Origin of the sequence: Pseudomonas glycinae, from assembly GCF_001594225.2 — a bacterium.
Classification (GTDB): Bacteria; Pseudomonadota; Gammaproteobacteria; order Pseudomonadales; family Pseudomonadaceae; genus Aquipseudomonas; species Aquipseudomonas glycinae.
Map to the genome: position 1 here is coordinate 5387631 of NZ_CP014205.2, position 18730 is coordinate 5406360.

An 18730-nucleotide genomic window follows, 5' to 3' on the forward strand; every position below is an offset into this window, starting at 1 on the left:
CTTAAAAACCAAAACGCATATAAAAGTAATTTTTCAGTATTGGACGGTCTATCTCCGGCTTGCCAATACTGGCGATGTTAGCGCTAACAAAGCGCGTTGTCTGCTACTCGCTCGAGCGAATGCCCAAGACACCGAGACAGGCGCTGTCGTCGCAGAACGGCAGCGGTTCAGGGCAACTTTCCGAGCGGGCAAACATGCACAACATTCCTGGGGCGACACACAAACTGGCGCAATCGATCCGCGCTGCGGGCTGGCTACTCACCGGGCTGGCCGCGCTGCCGCTGCCTGCCGCGTTCGCCGCCGACAGCACCGATCAGGAGCCGACACTCAAGTCCGTCACGGTCACCGCCACCCGCCGCGAAGAGTCGCTGCAAAAGGTCCCGGTGGCGGTGTCGGTGATCGACGGCGAGCAGTTGGAACGGGACAACCGCAACAGCGTGGCGAGCATCGTCCAGCAAGTGCCGTCGCTGAATTTCCGCACCGGCGCATCGAACAAGGACACCTCGTTGTTCGTGCGTGGCGTGGGGACGATTTCCACCTCGCCAGGCGTCGAGCCGACCGTGGCCACGGTGATCGATGGCGTGGTCTATGCCCGTCCCGGCCAGTCCACTCTCGATCTGCTGGACCTGGAACGCGTCGAAGTTCTGCGCGGCCCGCAAGGCACGCTGTTCGGCAAGAACGCTTCGGCCGGCGTGCTGAACATCACCAGCAAGGCGCCGACCACCGAGACCCACGGCTACATCGATCAGTCGTACTACAGCGGCAACGAAAGCCGCACCCGTTTCGGCATCGGCGGCAGTCTGATTCCGGACACGCTCGAGGGCTCGATCAGCACCTTGTTCGGCACGTACGACGGCAACGTCGACAACCAGCACAACGGTCAGGAGGTCAACGGCTATAACCATCGTGGCGTGCGCGGCAAACTGGAATTCACCCCGAACGACGACATCACCTTCACCCTGATCGCCGACTACATGCAGTCCCACGATGACGGCCCCAACGGCGTCGTGACCAAGGCTCTGACCCCGGCCTTCGCGAATGCGTTGAGCCCGGTCGGCGCCACCAGCCACAACCGCGACATCAACACCGACACCCGCTCCCACGTCGAGGACACTAACAAGGGCCTGTCCGGCCAGCTCGATTGGCAACTGGGGGATTACACCCTGACCTCGATTACCGCGTGGCGCGGCTGGGACAACACCCAGTATCAGGATGGCGACCGCCTCGGCACGGTGACGACCGCGTTCCCCGGCACGGCGGACAAGGGCGATCTGGCCTTCGATCAGTACTCGCAGGAGCTGCGGCTGGCGTCGCCGAAAGGCGAGTTCCTCGAATACGTCGGCGGCCTGTTCTACATGCACGGCAAGGACGAGGAAACCTATCAGCGCACCCTGACGACCACCACGCGCACTGATCGCGGCGTCGCCGATTACAGCACCACCAGCGACAGCTATGCGGTGTTCGGCGAGAGCACGCTGAATTTCACCTCGGACTTTCGTGGCATCGCCGGCCTGCGCTACACCCACGACGATCTCGAATACGATCACCGTCGCGTCTCCACGTCCGCCACCACGGTCAGCGGCATTCAACCGGCCACCCGCAGTTCCGGTTCGGTGGACGAGGACGGCTGGTCCGGCCGGCTCGGTTTGCAGTACGACCTGAGCGATACCGTCACCACCTACCTGACTTACTCGCGCGGCTACAAAGGCCCGGCCTACAACGTGTTCTTCAACATGCAGCCGCGCGATACCGAAGCGCTGAAACCGGAAACCTCCAACACCTGGGAGGCGGGGATCAAAGCCTCGTCCTGGAACAATCGCCTGACCACCAACCTCGCGGTTTTCCACAGCGACTACGACAACTACCAGGCGAACTTTTTCGACACCGTCGCCGGGCAAGTGGTAACGCGCCTGATCAACGCCGGCAGCGTCAGAACCGAAGGTGTGGAACTTGATCTCGCCCTGCAGGCGACCCAGCAACTGAAGTTCTCCGGCGCGCTGGCCTACACCCGCGCCCGCATCGACGAGTTCGCCTGCCCGGCGGGTGCGGCGGCGTCGTGCAACGTCAACGGTAAGCCGCTGCCTTTCAGCCCGGACTGGAAAAGCTACGTGCGGGCCGACTACACCATCCCGCTGGATAACGGCCTGGATATCGAACTCGGCACCGATTACAGCTGGCAGAGCGAAGTGCAGTACGACATCAGCCAGAACGCCGACACCAAGCAGGGCGCCTACGGACTCTGGAACGCCAGCGTGGCCCTGGCCGATTACACCAATGGCTGGCGCGTGGCGTTGCTGGGCAAGAACCTCACCGACAAGTCCTATTCGCCATTGCTCGCCAGCGGTGGCAACTACATCTACCGCGCTGTGCCTCGCGACGACGAGCGCTACTTCGGCGTGCAACTGCGCAAGGACTTCTGAGATGAGCAGACAGCTGAAACTCGGCGCGTTCCTCATGGCCACCGGACACCACGTTGCCGCGTGGCGTCACCCGGACGTACCGGCCAACGCCGGGCTGGATTTCGCCCATTACAAACGCCTGGCGCAGATTGCCGAGGCAGCGAAGTTTGACACCTTGTTTGTCGCCGACAGCGTCGCCGCGCCGACCCAGGACATCGCCAGCCGCATGGCCCGTTCGGATCACTTCGAACCGCTGACGTTGCTCTCGGCCTTGAGCGCGGTGACCGAACACATCGGCCTGATCGCCACCGCAACCACCAGCTACAACGAGCCGTACCACGTGGCGCGCAAGTTCGCTTCGCTCGATCACCTGTCCGGCGGGCGAGCGGGGTGGAATCTGGTGACCTCGGACAACGCCGCCGAAGCGCAGAATTTTGGCCGCGACGAACACATCGGCCATGCCGAACGCTACAGCCGCGCCCGGGAATTTCATCAGGTGGTCACGGGTCTCTGGGACAGTTGGCAGGACGATGCTTTCCTCCGCGACAAAGCCAGCGGTGCGTATTACGACCCGGAAAAACTGCACGTGCTGAATCACGTTGGCGAGCACTTCCGGGTCAAAGGCCCGCTGAATGTCGCGCGTTCGCCACAGGGTCAGCCGGTGATCGTGCAGGCCGGCTCGTCGGAAACCGGGCGTGAACTGGCGGCGCAGACCGCCGAAGTGGTGTTCACCGCGCAGACCTCACTGGCCAGCGCTCAGGCGTTTTACGCCGACCTCAAGGGACGCTTGCCGAAGTACGGACGCAGTGCCGATTCGCTGAAAATCATGCCCGGCGTGTTTGTCGTGGTCGGGCAGACGGAAGCCGAAGCGCAGGAAAAATGTGAAACGTTTCAGCAATTGGTCGAACCCGAGGTGGGCATCGCCTTGCTTGGGCGTATGCTGGGCAACTTCGATCTGTCGAAGTACCCGCTGGACGGGCCGCTGCCGGAATTGCCGCTGACTGACAGCGGCCAGCAAAGCCGACAGAAACTGCTGACCGAACTGGCCGGCCGCGAGCATCTGACCCTGGCCGAACTGGGCCGCAGAATCGCTGGCGGTCGCGGGCATTACAGCGTCGTCGGTACACCGGCGCAGATTGCCGACCGTTTGCAGGAATGGTTCGAGCAGGGCGCGGCGGACGGTTTCAACGTGCTGGTGCCACACCTGCCCGGCGGGCTCGAAGACTTCGCCAACGGCGTGGTCCCGGAACTGCAACGGCGTGGGCTGTTCAGAACCGAATACGAAGGCCGGACTTTGCGCCAGAACCTTGGCCTCGCCCGGCCCGGCAACAGATTTGCGTAGCAATCGACACCCGATTCAAGACCGACAAGAGAGGATTCGATGACTTACACCGCTGCCGAAAACCGCTATGACTCCATCCCTTACCGCCGCGTCGGACGCAGCGGTCTGGTGCTGCCGGCGCTGTCCCTGGGCCTGTGGCACAACTTCGGCGACAGCACGCCGATCGACACCCAGCGCTCGTTGCTGCGCACGGCGTTCGACCTGGGCATCAACCACTTCGACCTGGCCAACAACTATGGCCCGCCCTACGGCAGCGCCGAGATCAACTTCGGCCGTCTGCTGCGCGAAGACTTCAAGCAGTACCGCGATGAACTGATCATCTCCAGCAAGGCCGGTTGGGACATGTGGCCCGGCCCTTACGGCCAGGGCGGCGGTTCGCGCAAATACGTGCTGGCGAGCCTCGACCAGAGCCTGCAACGCCTGGGCCTGGACTATGTGGATATCTTCTATTCGCACCGCTTCGACCCGGACACCCCGCTGGAAGAAACCGCCAGCGCCCTCGCCACGGCGGTGCAGCAGGGCAAGGCGTTGTACATCGGCATCTCGTCGTACTCCGGAGTGAAAACCCGCGAAATCGCCGCATTGCTCAAAGAGTGGAAAGTACCGCTGCTGATTCACCAGCCAGCGTACAACCTGCTCAACCGCTGGGTGGAAAAGGACCTGCTCGACACCACTGACGAACTCGGCACTGGCGTGATTGCCTTCACCCCGCTGGCGCAAGGCCTGCTGACCGACAAGTACCTCAACGGCGTGCCGGCGGATGCGCGGGTCAATCGTCCGGGCGGTGGTTCGTTGCAGGCTTCGCACTTGTCCGAGGCCAACATCGCTCACGTTCGGGCGCTGAACGAGATCGCCAAGCGTCGCGGGCAGAGCCTGGCGCAATTGGCATTGGCGTGGACACTGCGGGATCCGCGGGTGACCTCGGCGCTGATTGGCGCGAGCCGGCCGGAGCAGATTGTCGAGAACGTCGGGGCGTTGAAGAATCTGAGCTTCAGTGCTGAGGAGCTGGCGGAGATTGACCGGTTTGCCCAGGAGGGCGGGATCAATCTTTGGGAGAAGCCTTCGACAGCTGAATAACGACACACAGATCGTTCCCACGCTCCGCGTGGGAATTAAGCCCGGGACGCTCCGCGTCCCCTGCCAAGCCGAACGCGGAGCGTCCGTAGAGGCGTTCCCACGCAGAGCGTGGGAACGATCAACGTAAAGGCTCAGCGAAAAAACGGCACATCCCCCAACACCGTAGCCCGCTGCATCACCCGCCGCGCCGGCCGGTAGTCATCCACCGCGTAATGTTGCGTCACGCGGTTGTCCCAGAACGCGATGTCATCTTTCTGCCAGCGCCAGCGAATGGTGAACTCCGGCCGCGTCGCATGCGCGAACAAGAACTTCAACACCGCTTCGCTCTCGGTCTCCGACAGCTCATTGATCTTCGACGTGAACCCTTCGTTGACGAACAGCGAACGCCGTCCGCTCACCGGGTGCGTGCGAATCACCGGATGCGACAGCGGTGGATTCTTGCGCCGCGCCTCTTCCCACTGCGCCAGTGCCTGCGGCGTGTTGCCATAGCGCTCCAGCGGAAACGAGCGGGTGAAGTCGTGAGTCGCGGTCAGCCCTTCGAGCAGCGCTTTCATCGGCGCCGAGAGCGCTTCATACGCAGCAATTCCGCTGGCCCACAACGTGTCGCCACCAAACTCCGGCAACAGCTTGGCGCTGAGCACCGCACCCATGGCCGGGGTCGGCAGGAAGGTCACGTCGGTGTGCCAGATCGCGTTGTCGCGCACGTCGGTGACGGCGGTGTCGAGGATCAGCACTTCCGGTTGTTCCGGCACGTTCGGGTAGATCGGGTGAATGTGCAAGTCGCCGAAATAGTGGGCGAAGCGCGCCTGTTGCGAAGGTTCGATCGGCTGATTGCGAAAGAACAGCACTTGATACTTGAGCAGCGCCTGCTCGATGGCGTCGCGCTGTTCCAGGTTCAGCGGCTGGCTGATGTCGACGCCGCTGATCTGTGCGCCGAGGGCCGAGCTTAACGGGGTGATGTTCAGGCTGCTCATGGTGGTTCTCTTCAATTCCGGGGCCCCGAAACTGTCGGGGTAGTCAGTGCTGAAAAATCAGTGGGCCTGGCCGTGCCACGGCACCAGTTTGCGTTGCAGGGCGCGCAGGCCCATCTCCATCGCGAAGGCGATCAGGGCGATGACCAGAATCCCCAGCACCACCACATCGGTGACCAGGAACTGCGCAGCCGACTGCACCATGAAGCCCAGGCCGCTGGTGGCCGCGATCAGTTCGGCGGCGACCAGGGTCGACCAGCCGACACCGAGGCCAATGCGCACACCGGTCAGAATGTCCGGCAGGGCGCTTGGCAAAATCACATGGCGGATCAGTTGCGCGCGGGTGGCGCCCAGCGACTGTGCGGCGCGCAATTTGGCCGGGTCGACGGTGCGCACGCCGGTGGCGGTGGCAATCGCGATCGGGGCGAAAATCGCCAGATAGATCAGCAGCACTTTCGACAACTCGCCGATGCCGCACCAGATCACGATCAGCGGTAGATAAGCCAGTGGCGGAATCGGCCGGTAGAACTCGATCAGCGGATCGAGCACGCCACGGGCGATGCGGTTGGCGCCGATGGCAATGCCCACCGGCACTGCGGTCAAAATCGCAAAACCAAGGCCCAGACCGATGCGGCTCAGGCTCGCGCCCAAGTGCTGCCACAACGTCGAATCCATGTAGCCCGTGGTCGCCAGCAACCAGCCTTTTTGCAGTACGGCGGACGGTGGCGGCAGGAACAGCGGCTCGATCAGGCCAGTGGCCGTCACGGCCCACCAGATCACCAGCAACGCGAACAGGGTCAGCAGGCTGATCCAGCGGGTGCTGAGGCTGCGGCGCACGGGAATCACCACCGACGTGGCGGCGGGTTTCACGGCGGTGGCGGAAACGTCGTAACTGCTCATGCGCGCTCCTGCCGCTGAACGGCGCTGCGTTGCGAGAACACTTTGGCAAGCACGTGTTCGCGGGTTTCGATAAAACGCGGGTCGGATTTGATGGTTCGTGCCGACTCACCGGCGGCGTAGCGCTGGCCGAAGTCGAGGTGCAGGCGCTCGACGATCTGCCCCGGATTCGGCGCCAGCAGAATCAGGTCAGTGGCGAGGAACACCGCTTCTTCAATGTCGTGGGTAATCAGGAACACCGGCTTGGCGGTGCGTTGCCAGACTTGCAGCAACAGCTCCTGCATCTGTTCGCGGGTGAAGGCATCGAGGGCGCCAAAGGGCTCGTCCATCAGCAACACACGCGGGTCCGCCGCGAGGGCGCGGGCCAGGCCGACACGCTGCTTCTGGCCGCCGGAAAGCTGCCAGATGCGACGGTGTTCAAAACCGGAAAGATCGACCAGCGCGAGCATTTCCCGGGCGCGCTGTTCGCGTTTGTCCTTGGCCACACCGGCCAGTTCCAGACCGAAAGCCACGTTGGCCAGCACGTCCTGCCAGGGCAGCAGGGCGTCGTCCTGGAACACCACGCCGCGTTCGGCGCTCGGGCCTTTGACCGGCACGTTGTCGAGGGTGATGCGGCCGGCGCTCGGTTCGACGAAACCGGCAATCAGGTTCAACAGCGAAGTCTTGCCACTGCCGGACGGGCCGAGGGCCACCAGCAATTGCTGAGGGCCGAGGGTCAGGGAAATGTCGGACAGTACCGGTTCCGGGCTGCCGGGATACTGTGCGCTGATGCGCTCCAGCTGTAGCAAGGCCATCGCGATTAACTCCCGATCAGTTGGTGATGTACTTGGCGCTGACGTACGGCGCGTAGTCCGGCAGTACCGCTTCGACCTTGCCTTGCTCCTTGAGGAACGCAGCGGTGTCGGTGATGGCTTTGGTGGTCGGTGCACCGAGGTCACTGACCTGATCCGCCGCCAGCGGGTAGACGTTGCCTTGCAGAAGCAATGGGATGTCGCTGGCCTTGGCGCCCGAAAGCTTCACCAGCTTGTCGACGTTGCTCTGGTTGGCCAGCCAGGCTTTCGGATCCTTGCGGTAGTCGGCGTAGGCGTCGAGGGTGACCTTGGCGAATGCGGTGACGATTTCCGGATGCTTCTCCGCGAAGTCCTTGCGCACGATCCAGGCGTCGAAGGTCGGCGCGCCGAACTTGGCCAGTTCACCGGAAGTGATCAGCACTTTGCCGTTTTCCTTGGCCACACCCAGCGCCGGATCCCAAACGTAGGTAGCGTCGATGTCACCGCGTTTCCACGCAGCAATGATCGCTGGCGGGGCGAGGTTGAGGACGGTGACTTTCGATGGATCGATGTTCCAGTGCTTCAGCGCGGCCAGCAGGCTGTAGTGACCGGTGGACACGAACGGCACGGCGATTTTCTTGCCGACCAGATCCTGCGGCGTCTTGATGCCGGAGCCGTCGCGGGCGACCAGTGCTTCGGCGGCGCCGATCTGAGTGGCGATGAGGAAGGTTTCCACCGGGACTTTACGGGTGATCGCAGCGGTCAGCGGGCTGGAACCGAGGTAACCGATCTGCACGTCACCGGAAGCGATGGCGGCAATGATGTCGGCACCGTTATCGAATTTGCGCCAGTTGATGTCGGCCTTGGTGGCTTTTTCATAGGCGCCGTCGGCCTGGGCGACTTTCGCCGGGTCAACGGTGGTCTGGTAGGCGACGGTGAGGTCGGCGGCCTGAGCCAGGAAACTTGCAGCAGCCAGAGAGGCCACGGCCAGCAGGCGAAGCGGGAAATTCAGTTTCATTGAAGAGCTCCATATCAGGCGACCGAGCGTCGGCGTGAAAGGAGACTAAATGATCTAAGAATCTAAAAATAAATAACTTTTTAGAATGATCTTATGAGCGGAAAAATCTAAGCCGGGGGTATTTGATAGTTCCCACGCTCTGCGTGGGAATTCAGCTTGTGACGCTCCGCGTCACTGGGACGCAGAGCGTCCCTTGAGGCTTTTTTTGATCGTTCCCACGCTCTGCGTGGGAATGCAGCTCGTGACGCTCCGCGTCACTTGGACGCGGAGCGTCCATTGAGGCGTTACCACGCAGAGCGTGGGAACGATCAAAGAACCTTCTGATGTCAGTTGCTGATCGCCAAAATGCTCGCCTGATACGACCCGACAAACACGTCGAAATCGCCCACCTCGTTCTGCTCCAGCTCCGCCTGTTGGGCCAGCGAAGACCGCGCCAGTTCTTCAAACTTCGCCTGTTCTTCAGCCGCCAACGGCTCTCTGCGGAAGAACTCGGCGTGAGCCTGACTCTGGCGCAGGGAGAATTGCGCGAAGCTTTCCTTGTGCGTGGCCATGGCTGCCAACACCTGGGCCGAAGGCGTCAGGGACGAATCCTTGACCTTGGCCAGTTGCGCATCGAGCGCCTTGCTATGGGCATCGCCGCCATGGCTTTGATCCAGCAGCGCTGCCAGCGGAGCGATTTTTTCCAGCAGCTCGGCAGCCCATTCCTTCAGCTCGACCGGTTGGCCGTCGCGCTGCAATTGCAGGCCCGGACGGCGGCCTTCCTTGACCACGCTGAGGAAGTTGGAGGTGGCGTTGCCGCAGGAGTTGTTGGTCAGCAGCGGGCTTTCGTTCAGCGCGCAGTACAGCAGGAACGCGTCGAGGAAGCGCGACTCGGTGAGGTCGATGCCCATCGGCAGGAACGGGTTGATGTCCAGGCAGCGCACTTCGACGTACTGAATGCCACGGGCCATCAAGGCCTGGATCGGCCGCTCGCCGGTATAGGTCACGCGTTTCGGGCGGATGTTCGAGTAGTACTCGTTTTCGATCTGCAGGATGTTGGTGTTCAGTTGCACCCACTCGCCATCCTGGTGCGTGCCGACTTCGACGTACGGCGCGTACGGCGTGGCCACCGCTTTGCGCAGGCTGTCGGTGTAGCTCGCCAGGTCGTTGTAGCAAGGGGTCAGTCCGGCCTGGGCGTTGCTCTGGTAACCGAGGTCGCTCATGCGCAGGCTGGTGGCGTAGGGCAGGTACAGGGTGTCCGGATCCAGCTGTTCCAGCTGATGCGCACGACCACGCAGGAAACCGGCGTCCAGCGCCGGCGAGGCACCGAACAGGTACATCAGCAGCCAGCTGTAGCGCCGGAAGTTGCGGATCAGCGCAATATAGGACGACGACTGGAAATCCCGGTCGGTGCCGACGAAGCCTTCGGCTTCTTTCAGCAGTGGCCAGAGCTTTTCCGGCAGGGAGAAGTTGTAGTGAATCCCGGCGATGCACTGCATGGTCTTGCCGTAACGCAGGGCCAGGCCCTTGCGGTAGACGTACTTGAGCTGACCGATGTTGGAGGTGCCGTAATAGGCGATCGGGATGTCTTCCTCGGCCGGCAACGGGCACGGCATCGATGGACTCCACAGGTACTCGTTGCCGAGCTTGCTGTAGGCGAAGCGATGAATCTTGTCCAGGCTCGCCAAGGTATCGGCAGGGTCTGGCAGGGCGGGCGTGATGAACTCCAGCAGCGACTCGGAATAGTCGGTGGTGATCTGTTCGTTGGTCAGCGCGGAACCCAGGGCTTCAGGGTGCGGCGTTTGGGCCAGGCGGCCTTCGCCGGTCACCCGCAGGCATTCACGTTCGATACCGTGAAGGCACTGCTCAAGCAGAGAGAGGTTAGCGCGCTCGCCGAGCAGAGCCAGGCGGCGGTTGAGAAGTTCGCTCAATTTGGATTCCTTCACGCGTCAGTCGCCCCAATATGGGGGTGGGCAGGACGGTCTACAAGGGTGAAGTTGAAACTGGCGTTTTCGCCTGGTTTTTCGGGCTCTGAAGCCCCCGTTGAAACGCCAACTTCACTCCCTGAATCTGGCCGATGCACGCGAAGATTACGCGGTTCCTGTGGGAGCGGGCTTGCCCGCGAAGGCGTCGTGTCAGGCGAACTGATGCTGCCTGACACTCCCTCTTCGCGGGCAAGCCCGCTCCCACAGAAAAGCTCGACGCTGCGATCACAGCGCCGAAATTAACTCAAAATGATGAACAACATCTACAGGACAGCGAACGTGCCTTGCGCTTTTGCGACCAGTTTGTCGCCCTGCATCACGTCGGCTTCGACCACCAGCGTGCGCCGGCCCGGGTGGATCACCCGCGCCGTGCACATCACCTCGCCTTCCGAGACGGCGCGGATGTAGTTGATCTTGCACTCGATGGTCGCGCTCTGCTGGTCGAAGCCGTGGGTGCTGGAACAGGCCAGCCCCATGGCGATATCCACCAGACTGAACAGCGCGCCACCGTGCAGCTTGCCGCCGCGGTTGCGCAGTTCGGGTTCCAGCGCCAGGGCGACTTGCGCCACCCCGGTTTCCAGACTGTGCAGGCGGCAGCCCAACAGTTTGAAAAACGCGCTCTCGACGAGCCCGGCCGGCATTTCCATCAGCGTTTCTTCAACTGCTTGGCGTTGGCAAACAGCGACGCCATCGCGTTATTCACCGGAGCCGCCGGGGTGCTTTCCTTGCGCGGAGCCGAACCCTGCGACTGGCGTGGTGCCGAGCCCGGACGCGAGCCCCGGGCGCCGTCGATCTTCTCGCCCGGGGTGTCGCTCATGCGCATCGACAGGCCGACGCGTTTGCGCGGGATGTCGACTTCCATGACCTTCACTTTCACCACGTCACCGGCCTTCACCGCTTCGCGCGGATCCTTGATGAATTTCTCCGACAGCGCCGAAATGTGCACCAGACCGTCCTGATGCACGCCGATGTCGACGAACGCACCGAACGCGGTCACGTTGGTCACCACGCCTTCGAGAATCATCCCCAGTTGCAGGTCCTTCAGGTCCTCGACGCCTTCCTGGAACTCGGCGGTCTTGAACTCCGGACGCGGGTCGCGGCCCGGTTTTTCCAGCTCTTGCAGGATGTCGGTAACGGTTGGCAGACCGAAGGTCTCGTCGGTGAATTTCTTCGGATCCAGACGCTTGAGGAACGCGGCGTCGCCGATCAGCGAGCGGATGTCGCGGTCGGTTTCAGCGGCAATGCGCTGCACCAGCGGATAGGCTTCCGGGTGAACGGCCGAGGAATCCAGTGGGTTGTCGCCGTTCATCACACGCAGGAAGCCGGCGGCCTGTTCGAAGGTTTTCTCGCCCAGACGCGCGACTTTCTTCAGCGCAGCACGAGTCTTGAACGCGCCGTGCTCGTCACGGTGAGCCACGATGTTTTGCGCCAGGGTCGCGTTGAGGCCGGAGATCCGCGCCAGCAGCGCCACGGAGGCAGTGTTCACGTCCACGCCCACGGCGTTCACGCAGTCCTCGACCACGGCGTCCAGACCGCGCGCCAGTTTCAGCTGCGACACGTCGTGCTGGTACTGACCGACACCGATGGATTTTGGATCGATCTTCACCAGCTCGGCCAGTGGATCCTGCAGACGACGGGCGATCGAGACCGCGCCACGGATCGATACGTCCAGATCCGGGAATTCCTTGGCTGCCAGTTCCGATGCCGAATACACCGATGCGCCGGCTTCGGAGACCATGACCTTGGTCATTTTCATCGCTGGGTATTTTTTGATCAGTTCGATCGCCAGCTTGTCGGTCTCACGGCTGGCGGTGCCGTTGCCGATGGCGATCAGGTCGACCGAGTGTTTGGCGCACAGGGCGGCCAGAATGGCGATGGTCTGATCCCATTTGTTGTGCGGCACGTGCGGGTAAACCGTGGCGTGATCCAGCAGCTTGCCGGTGGAGTCGACCACCGCAACCTTGCAGCCGGTGCGCAGGCCCGGGTCGAGGCCCAGAGTCGCGCGCGGGCCGGCCGGGGCGGCCAGCAGCAGGTCGTGCAGGTTGTGGGCGAACACGTTGATCGCTTCGGTTTCGGCGCCGTCGCGCAGCTCGCCGAGCAAGTCGGTTTCCAGGTGGGTGTAGAGCTTGACCTTCCAGGTCCAGCGCACCACTTCACTCAGCCACTTGTCGGCCGGACGGTTCTGGTTCTGGATGCCGACGTGCTGGCCGATCATGCCTTCGCACGGGTGCAGGGTGCCCGGCAGCTCGTCGCCGACTTTCAGCGCGGAGCTGAGAATGCCTTCGTTGCGGCCACGGAAAATCGCCAGCGCGCGGTGCGAAGGCATGCTTTTCAGCGGTTCGTCGTGTTCGAAGTAGTCACGGAACTTGGCGCCTTCCTCTTCCTTGCCGGCGATCACGCGGGCACTGAGGGTGGCTTCCTGTTTCAGGTAGGTGCGCAGTTTTTCCAGCAGGTTGGCGTCTTCGGCGAAGCGCTCCATGAGGATGTACTTGGCGCCTTCCAGCGCTGCCTTGACGTCGGCCACGCCTTTTTCGGCGTCGATGAAGCGCGCGGCTTCGGCTTCCGGGGCCAGCGACGGGTCGTTGAACAGACCGTCGGCCAGTTCGCCGAGGCCGGCTTCCAGGGCGATCTGGCCCTTGGTGCGGCGCTTCTGCTTGTACGGCAGGTACAAGTCTTCGAGGCGGGTCTTGGTGTCGGCGAGTTTGATTTCGCGCTCCAGCTCAGGGGTGAGTTTGCCCTGCTCCTGAATGCTGGAAAGAATGCTGATGCGCCGTTCGTCGAGTTCTCGCAGGTAGCGCAGACGCTCTTCCAGATGACGCAGTTGGGTGTCATCGAGGCTGCCGGTCACTTCTTTCCGGTAACGGGCGATGAAGGGAACGGTAGAGCCTTCATCGAGTAGCGCGACGGCCGCTTCGACCTGTTGTGGGCGTACGCCGAGTTCCTCGGCGATGCGGCTGTTGATGCTGTCCATAAAACCACCTGACAAATTGTGAAAGCAGGCTCGCAGGCGCGTAAATAAAGGCCCGGAGTCTGGTGGGGCGGCTTGATGCTGGCCGCTGCCTGGGTCAAAGGCATCCCATTGACCCGTGAAATCGAACAATTACTGCCGTGACCCGGAAAATAAAGGACGGCCACCTGCGGTAACGATTCAGACGTTGCCTGACACAAAAGGCCGCGCATTATAACCAGCGTTCTGTCATTCGGGGGCGACACAGTCTGTAGGCTCAAGCCCCGGTTTTCTGGCAGTGAAGGAAAAATCTGCTAACAATGCACACGGTGCGTATAACGGCAGCTACGCCATAATGCGCGCCGAGCTAAAAGGAGTATCCAATGAGCAGCACTGCACAAACTGCTGAAGGCGAAAAAATTCTCATCGTTGACGACGATCCGGGGCTGAGCAGCCTGCTGGAACGCTTTTTCGTCAGCAAGGGCTACCGTGCCCGCGCCGTACCGAATACCGAGCAGATGGATCGTCTGCTGTCGCGTGAAGTGTTCAACCTGGTCGTCCTCGACCTGATGCTGCCGGGCGAAGACGGCCTGACCGCTTGCCGCCGCCTGCGTGGCGCGAACAATCAGATTCCGATCATCATGCTCACCGCCAAGGGCGACGAGCTGAGCCGTATCAAGGGCCTGGAACTGGGCGCCGACGACTATCTGGCCAAGCCATTCAACCCGGACGAGCTGCTGGCACGCGTCAAAGCCGTGCTGCGCCGTCAGGCTGCACCGGTGCCGGGCGCGCCGGGCAGTGAAGAAGAAAACGTCACGTTCGGCGACTACGTGCTGTCCCTGGCTACCCGCGAACTCAAACGCGGCGACGAAGTGCACATGCTCACCACCGGCGAGTTTGCGGTGCTCAAGGCCCTGGTGATGAACGCCCGTCAGCCGCTGACCCGCGACAAGCTGATGAACCTGGCCCGTGGCCGTGAGTGGGATGCCCTGGAGCGTTCCATCGACGTGCAGATCTCCCGTCTGCGCCGGATGATCGAACCCGATCCGTCCAAGCCGCGCTACATCCAGACTGTCTGGGGTGTCGGCTACGTGTTCGTGCCGGATGGCAACTCCACCAAGTGATGGGTGATTTGTAGGAGCGGGTCTGCGGGAAACGGTCGGAAACGCCGTCCGCGCAGACTCGCAATCCGCAATATGCGAGCATTGCTCGCTCCTGCAAGTGTGTAGCGGTTATCCATGAAAACCCCCGTCTGGTTCCCCCAAAGTTTCTTCTCGCGCACCCTGTGGTTGGTGCTGATCGTCGTATTGTTTTCCAAGGCATTGACCCTGGTTTATCTGTTGATGAACGAGGACGTGCTGGTGGATCGCCAATACAGCCACGGCGTCGCCCTGACGCTGCGTGCCTACTGGGCCGCCGACGAAGAGAACCGCGCGAAAATCGCCGATGCCGCGACCCTGATCCGGGTGGTCGGCGCTGGTGTGCCGGAAGGCGAACAGCACTGGCCTTACAGCGAAATCTACCAGCGGCAGATGCAGGCGGAGCTGGGTGCCGACACCGAAGTGCGCTTGCGCATGCACTCGCCGCCAGCCTTGTGGGTTCGTGCCCCGAGCCTCGGTGATGGCTGGCTGAAAGTGCCGTTGTACCCGCACCCGTTGCGTGGCCAGAAGATCTGGAACGTGCTCGGCTGGTTCCTGGCGATCGGCTTGCTGTCCACGGCGTCTGCCTGGATTTTCGTCAGTCAGCTCAATCAGCCATTGAAGCGTCTGGTCTACGCCGCCCGGCAACTCGGCCAGGGCCGCAGCGTGCGCCTGCCGATCAGTGACACCCCCAGCGAGATGGCCGAAGTTTATCGCGCGTTCAACCAGATGGCCGAAGACGTCGAGCAGGCCGGTCGCGAGCGTGAGCTGATGCTGGCCGGGGTATCCCATGACTTGCGTACACCGCTCACCCGTTTGCGGCTATCACTGGAGTTGATGGGCGACCGCACCGATTTGACCGATGACATGGTGCGCGACATCGAAGACATGGACGCAATCCTCGATCAGTTCCTCGCGTTCATTCGCGATGGGCGGGACGAATCGGTGGAAGAGGTGGACCTCAGCGATCTGGTGCGTGAAGTGGCGGCGCCCTATAACCAGACCGAAGAGAAAGTGCGCCTGCGCCTGGAGCCGATCCAGCCGTTCCCGCTGCGTCGGGTGTCGATGAAGCGTCTGCTGAACAACCTGATTGGCAACGCGTTGAATCATGCCGGCGGCAGCGTGGACGTCGCGGCTTACGTGTCCGGTGATACCAGCGCCCCGTACGTGGTGTTGAGCGTGATGGATCGTGGGGCAGGGATCGATCCTTCCGAGCTTGAGGCGATCTTCAACCCGTTCACCCGTGGCGATCGTGCGCGGGGCGGGAAGGGCACCGGGCTGGGCTTGGCGATCGTCAAGCGGATTGCGTCGATGCACGGCGGCAATGTCGAGCTGCGCAACCGATCCGGTGGCGGGCTGGAAGCGCGGGTGCGGTTGCCGCTGGGATTGATGCTGCCAAGAGATGCCGTTTAACGGCAGCCTCAAGCGGCAAGTTTCAAGCTACAAGCAAAAGCGGCTTTTACTCGCCACTTGCAGCTTGTAGCTCGCCGCTGTTTTTTATCCCTTGCCTTTTGTGCGGGTCATGTTCGGCCCGCCATTCTTCTCGAGATGCTCAATGATGATCCCCGCCACGTTCTTGCCCGTGGTGGTTTCGATCCCTTCCAGACCCGGTGACGAGTTCACTTCCATCACCAGCGGGCCGTGGTTGGATCGCAAAATATCCACACCCGCCACCGCCAGGCCCATGACCTTGGCTGCACGCAACGCAGTCATGCGTTCTTCCGGGGTGATCTTGATCAGGCTGGCGCTGCCGCCCCGGTGCAGGTTGGAGCGGAACTCGCCGGGCTTGGCCTGACGCTTCATCGCCGCGATCACCTTGTCGCCGACCACGAAGCAGCGGATGTCGGCGCCGCCGGCTTCCTTGATGTATTCCTGCACCATGATGTTCTGCTTCAGGCCCATGAACGCCTCGATCACCGACTCCGCCGCCGTCGCGGTTTCGCACAGCACCACGCCGATACCCTGAGTACCTTCCAGCACCTTGATCACCAGCGGCGCGCCGTTGACCATGTCGATCAGGTCGGGAATGTCGTCCGGCGAGTGGGCGAAACCGGTCACCGGCAAACCGATGCCCCGGCGTGACAGCAATTGCAATGAACGCAGTTTGTCTCGCGAGCGGGCGATGGCCACCGATTCGTTGAGCGGGAACACCCCCATCATTTCGAACTGGCGCAATACCGCGCAGCCATAAAACGTCACCGACGCGCCGATTCGTGGAATCACTGCGTCGAAACCCTCCAGCGGTTTGCCACGGTAATGGATCTGCGGCTTGTGGCTGGCAATGTTCATATAGGCGCGCAAGGTGTCGATCACCACCATTTCATGCCCGCGTTCGGTTCCGGCTTCGACCAGACGGCGGGTGGAATACAGACGCGGGTTCCGCGACAGCACAGCGATCTTCATGCAACACCTGTGGAGGAGGTAGATACCGGGAACACCGGCTTGTCTTGTACATATTTGATGCCCGGATTGACCACCAGCTGGCCGTCGATCAGGGCTTTGGAACCGAGCAACAGGCGATAGCGCATGGACTTGCGGCAAGCGAGGGTGAACTCGATCGGCCAGACCCGGTCACCCAGGGCCAGGGTGGTGCTGATCACGTAGCGCACCTGGGCCTGGCCGTTCGAACTCTTGATGGTCTTGCGGGCAACCAGCGGCGCTTCGCATCGCCGATGGCGCAACTGCACGACAGTGCCCAGGTGCGCGGTGAAACGCACCCACTTCTCGCCGTCGCGTTCGAACGGCTCGATGTCGGTGGCATGCAGGCTGGAGGTGCTGGCACCGGTGTCGATTTTTGCCCGAAGGCCGGCGACTCCCAGATCCGGAAGCGCCACCCACTCGCGCAGACCGATAACGGTCAAATGGTCAAATGTCTTCAATGGAAAAAACCAACAATTAACGCGTCCACGCTTCAGGGGACACCTGGGCTAACGCTTTGAATGCGGGCCTGGCGAACCAGTAACCCTGCATCAGAAATATTCCGCAGTCCGCCAGGAAATCCCGTTCACCCGCACTCTCTATGCCTTCGGCGATGACTGTAACGTCCAACTCCGCACAGATTGTGACAATCCCCCGAACGATAGCCTGACGAATACGATCGCGGTCGATATCGCGGATCAGCGCCATGTCGAGTTTGATCAGGTCTGGTTGGAAGTCGGCCAGCAGATTGAGCCCCGAATAACCGGCACCGAAATCATCGATGGCCGTCTTGAAGCCGAATTCGCGGTATTCACGCAGAATATTGGTCAAATGGCGATAGTTATCTACGTGCTCGCTTTCCAGTGTTTCGAAAATCAGCCGGTCGACCGGGAAATTGTGTTTTTTTGCTGCTTCCAGCGTGCTCCGTATGCACAGCTCTGGACGATAGACGGCGTTGGGCATGAAGTTGATCGACAAGTGTGTCTGCATATTAAGCTCGGCTGCGCCTTCGATGGCGCGAGTCCGGCAGAGCTGGTCGAAACGGTAGCGGTTATCTTCTGTAACTTGATCCAGCACGGTTAACGCGCCTTCACCGGCCGTACCACGGACCAGTGCCTCGTAGGCGTACACCGACTCGTCACGCAGATCCACGATGGGCTGATAGGCGAAGGAAAAATCGAAGCCCAGCGGCTCGCTTTGCTGGCAGCCCTGGCACCCGGATTGGGGCGAGGTCAATGAAGACGGAAATTTGGTCACTCGATCACTCCATGCCGTTGAACCGGCGAAGATCACAGTTTATCTGGAGGGCCGAGTTCTTGCGCCCGACAGAATCGGTAGTACAGTTCCGACTACTGGCTGAACGAGGAATTCATATGGCACAAAAAAGCGAAGAGGACGACAAGGTTCGTCTCGACAAGTGGCTGTGGGCCGCGCGTTTTTTCAAGACTCGCGCCTTGGCCAAAGCCGCCATCGAGAGTGGCAAGGTGCATTGTCGGGGAGAGCGCTGCAAGCCTGGCAAAGAACCACGCATTGGCGATGAATTCGAGATTCGCGCCGGCTTCGACGAGAAGACCGTTGTGGTTCAGGCCCTGTCGATCGTGCGTCGCGGCGCACCTGAGGCGCAGACGCTGTATGCCGAGACCGAGGCCAGCATTGCCAAGCGTGAAGCGGCTGCGGCGATGCGCAAGGCGGGCGCTCTGGGTGTGACCACCGACGGCAAACCGAGCAAGAAGCAGCGTCGGGATCTGTTTAAGTTTCGTGGGAACAGTAGCGGCGAATAAAAAAACG

The 18730-nt window shown here is 61.8% G+C and carries 16 protein-coding genes; 6 read left to right on the forward strand and 10 right to left on the reverse strand.

Annotated elements, in window-relative coordinates:
• Positions 1 to 194: 194 nt before the first annotated feature.
• From AWU82_RS24630 to mgrA, 3 genes are read left to right on the forward strand one after another with little or no spacing between them, the layout of a single operon-like run.
• Positions 195 to 2420 carry a TonB-dependent receptor gene (locus AWU82_RS24630; RefSeq protein WP_064382736.1) on the forward strand — a complete coding sequence of 742 codons (2226 nt, stop codon included), beginning with the start codon at positions 195 to 197 and terminating at the stop codon, positions 2418 to 2420.
• 1 nt (position 2421) lies between these two features.
• The gene (locus AWU82_RS24635) at positions 2422 to 3741 is read left to right on the forward strand and encodes an LLM class flavin-dependent oxidoreductase (RefSeq protein WP_064382737.1); all 1320 of its coding nucleotides are present in this window, start codon (positions 2422 to 2424) and stop codon (positions 3739 to 3741) included.
• 39 nt (positions 3742 to 3780) lie between these two features.
• Positions 3781 to 4818 (forward strand): L-glyceraldehyde 3-phosphate reductase, encoded by a 1038-nt coding sequence (gene mgrA / locus AWU82_RS24640; protein ID WP_011331956.1) that lies wholly within the window; start codon positions 3781 to 3783, stop codon positions 4816 to 4818.
• Positions 4819 to 4949: 131 nt separating this feature from the next.
• Here mgrA and tauD read toward each other — a convergent pair whose 3' ends face one another.
• From tauD to AWU82_RS24675, 7 genes are all read right to left on the reverse strand, one after another.
• Complete coding sequence (gene tauD, locus AWU82_RS24645; protein WP_064382738.1) at positions 4950 to 5792, reverse strand: taurine dioxygenase; 843 nt, start codon at positions 5790 to 5792, stop codon at positions 4950 to 4952.
• A 57-nt stretch (positions 5793 to 5849) separates the two neighbouring features.
• Positions 5850 to 6689, reverse strand: a complete 840-nt coding sequence (gene tauC, locus AWU82_RS24650; protein ID WP_064382739.1) for a taurine ABC transporter permease TauC — start codon at positions 6687 to 6689, stop codon at positions 5850 to 5852.
• On the reverse strand, positions 6686 to 7480 hold the full coding sequence (gene tauB, locus AWU82_RS24655; RefSeq protein WP_064382740.1) for a taurine ABC transporter ATP-binding subunit: 795 nt from the start codon (positions 7478 to 7480) through the stop codon (positions 6686 to 6688). Before tauB ends, tauC begins: the two co-directional genes overlap by 4 nt.
• A gap of 16 nt (positions 7481 to 7496) precedes the next feature.
• A complete protein-coding gene (gene tauA, locus AWU82_RS24660) occupies positions 7497 to 8474 on the reverse strand; it encodes a taurine ABC transporter substrate-binding protein (protein ID WP_007952702.1) in 978 nt (325 codons plus the stop codon).
• A gap of 326 nt (positions 8475 to 8800) precedes the next feature.
• Complete coding sequence (gshA, locus tag AWU82_RS24665; protein ID WP_064382741.1) at positions 8801 to 10384, reverse strand: glutamate--cysteine ligase; 1584 nt, start codon at positions 10382 to 10384, stop codon at positions 8801 to 8803.
• 317 nt (positions 10385 to 10701) lie between these two features.
• Positions 10702 to 11085, reverse strand: coding sequence for a PaaI family thioesterase (locus tag AWU82_RS24670; protein ID WP_064382742.1), 384 nt, complete (start codon positions 11083 to 11085; stop codon positions 10702 to 10704).
• The gene (locus AWU82_RS24675; protein ID WP_064382743.1) at positions 11085 to 13409 is read right to left on the reverse strand and encodes a Tex family protein; all 2325 of its coding nucleotides are present in this window, start codon (positions 13407 to 13409) and stop codon (positions 11085 to 11087) included. Before AWU82_RS24675 ends, AWU82_RS24670 begins: the two co-directional genes overlap by 1 nt.
• Before the next feature lie 359 nt (positions 13410 to 13768).
• On the opposite strand from AWU82_RS24675, the gene ompR reads away from it, so the two are divergent.
• Together ompR and AWU82_RS24685 are read left to right on the forward strand one after the other, a co-directional pair.
• Entirely contained in the window at positions 13769 to 14509 is a 741-nt protein-coding gene (gene ompR / locus AWU82_RS24680; protein WP_064382744.1) for an osmolarity response regulator transcription factor OmpR, read from the forward strand.
• Positions 14510 to 14623: 114 nt separating this feature from the next.
• Positions 14624 to 15937 (forward strand): ATP-binding protein, encoded by a 1314-nt coding sequence (locus tag AWU82_RS24685; protein WP_007952691.1) that lies wholly within the window; start codon positions 14624 to 14626, stop codon positions 15935 to 15937.
• An 84-nt stretch (positions 15938 to 16021) separates the two neighbouring features.
• Here the strand turns inward: AWU82_RS24685 and rimK are convergent, their stop codons facing one another.
• Genes rimK through rimA form a run of 3 tightly spaced genes read right to left on the reverse strand, consistent with a single transcriptional unit; the run spans position 16022 to position 18199 of the window.
• Complete coding sequence (gene rimK / locus AWU82_RS24690; RefSeq protein ID WP_007949201.1) at positions 16022 to 16927, reverse strand: 30S ribosomal protein S6--L-glutamate ligase; 906 nt, start codon at positions 16925 to 16927, stop codon at positions 16022 to 16024.
• Positions 16924 to 17403, reverse strand: a complete 480-nt coding sequence (gene rimB / locus AWU82_RS24695) for a retropepsin-like aspartic endopeptidase RimB (protein WP_011331964.1) — start codon at positions 17401 to 17403, stop codon at positions 16924 to 16926. Before rimB ends, rimK begins: the two co-directional genes overlap by 4 nt.
• A gap of 16 nt (positions 17404 to 17419) precedes the next feature.
• Complete coding sequence (gene rimA, locus AWU82_RS24700) at positions 17420 to 18199, reverse strand: S6 modification regulatory phosphodiesterase RimA (protein ID WP_064382745.1); 780 nt, start codon at positions 18197 to 18199, stop codon at positions 17420 to 17422.
• 116 nt (positions 18200 to 18315) lie between these two features.
• Here rimA and hslR point away from each other — a divergent pair, with 116 nt between their 5' ends.
• The gene (gene hslR / locus AWU82_RS24705) at positions 18316 to 18723 is read left to right on the forward strand and encodes an Hsp15 family ribosome-associated heat shock protein (RefSeq protein WP_011331966.1); all 408 of its coding nucleotides are present in this window, start codon (positions 18316 to 18318) and stop codon (positions 18721 to 18723) included.
• Positions 18724 to 18730 lie beyond the last annotated feature (7 nt).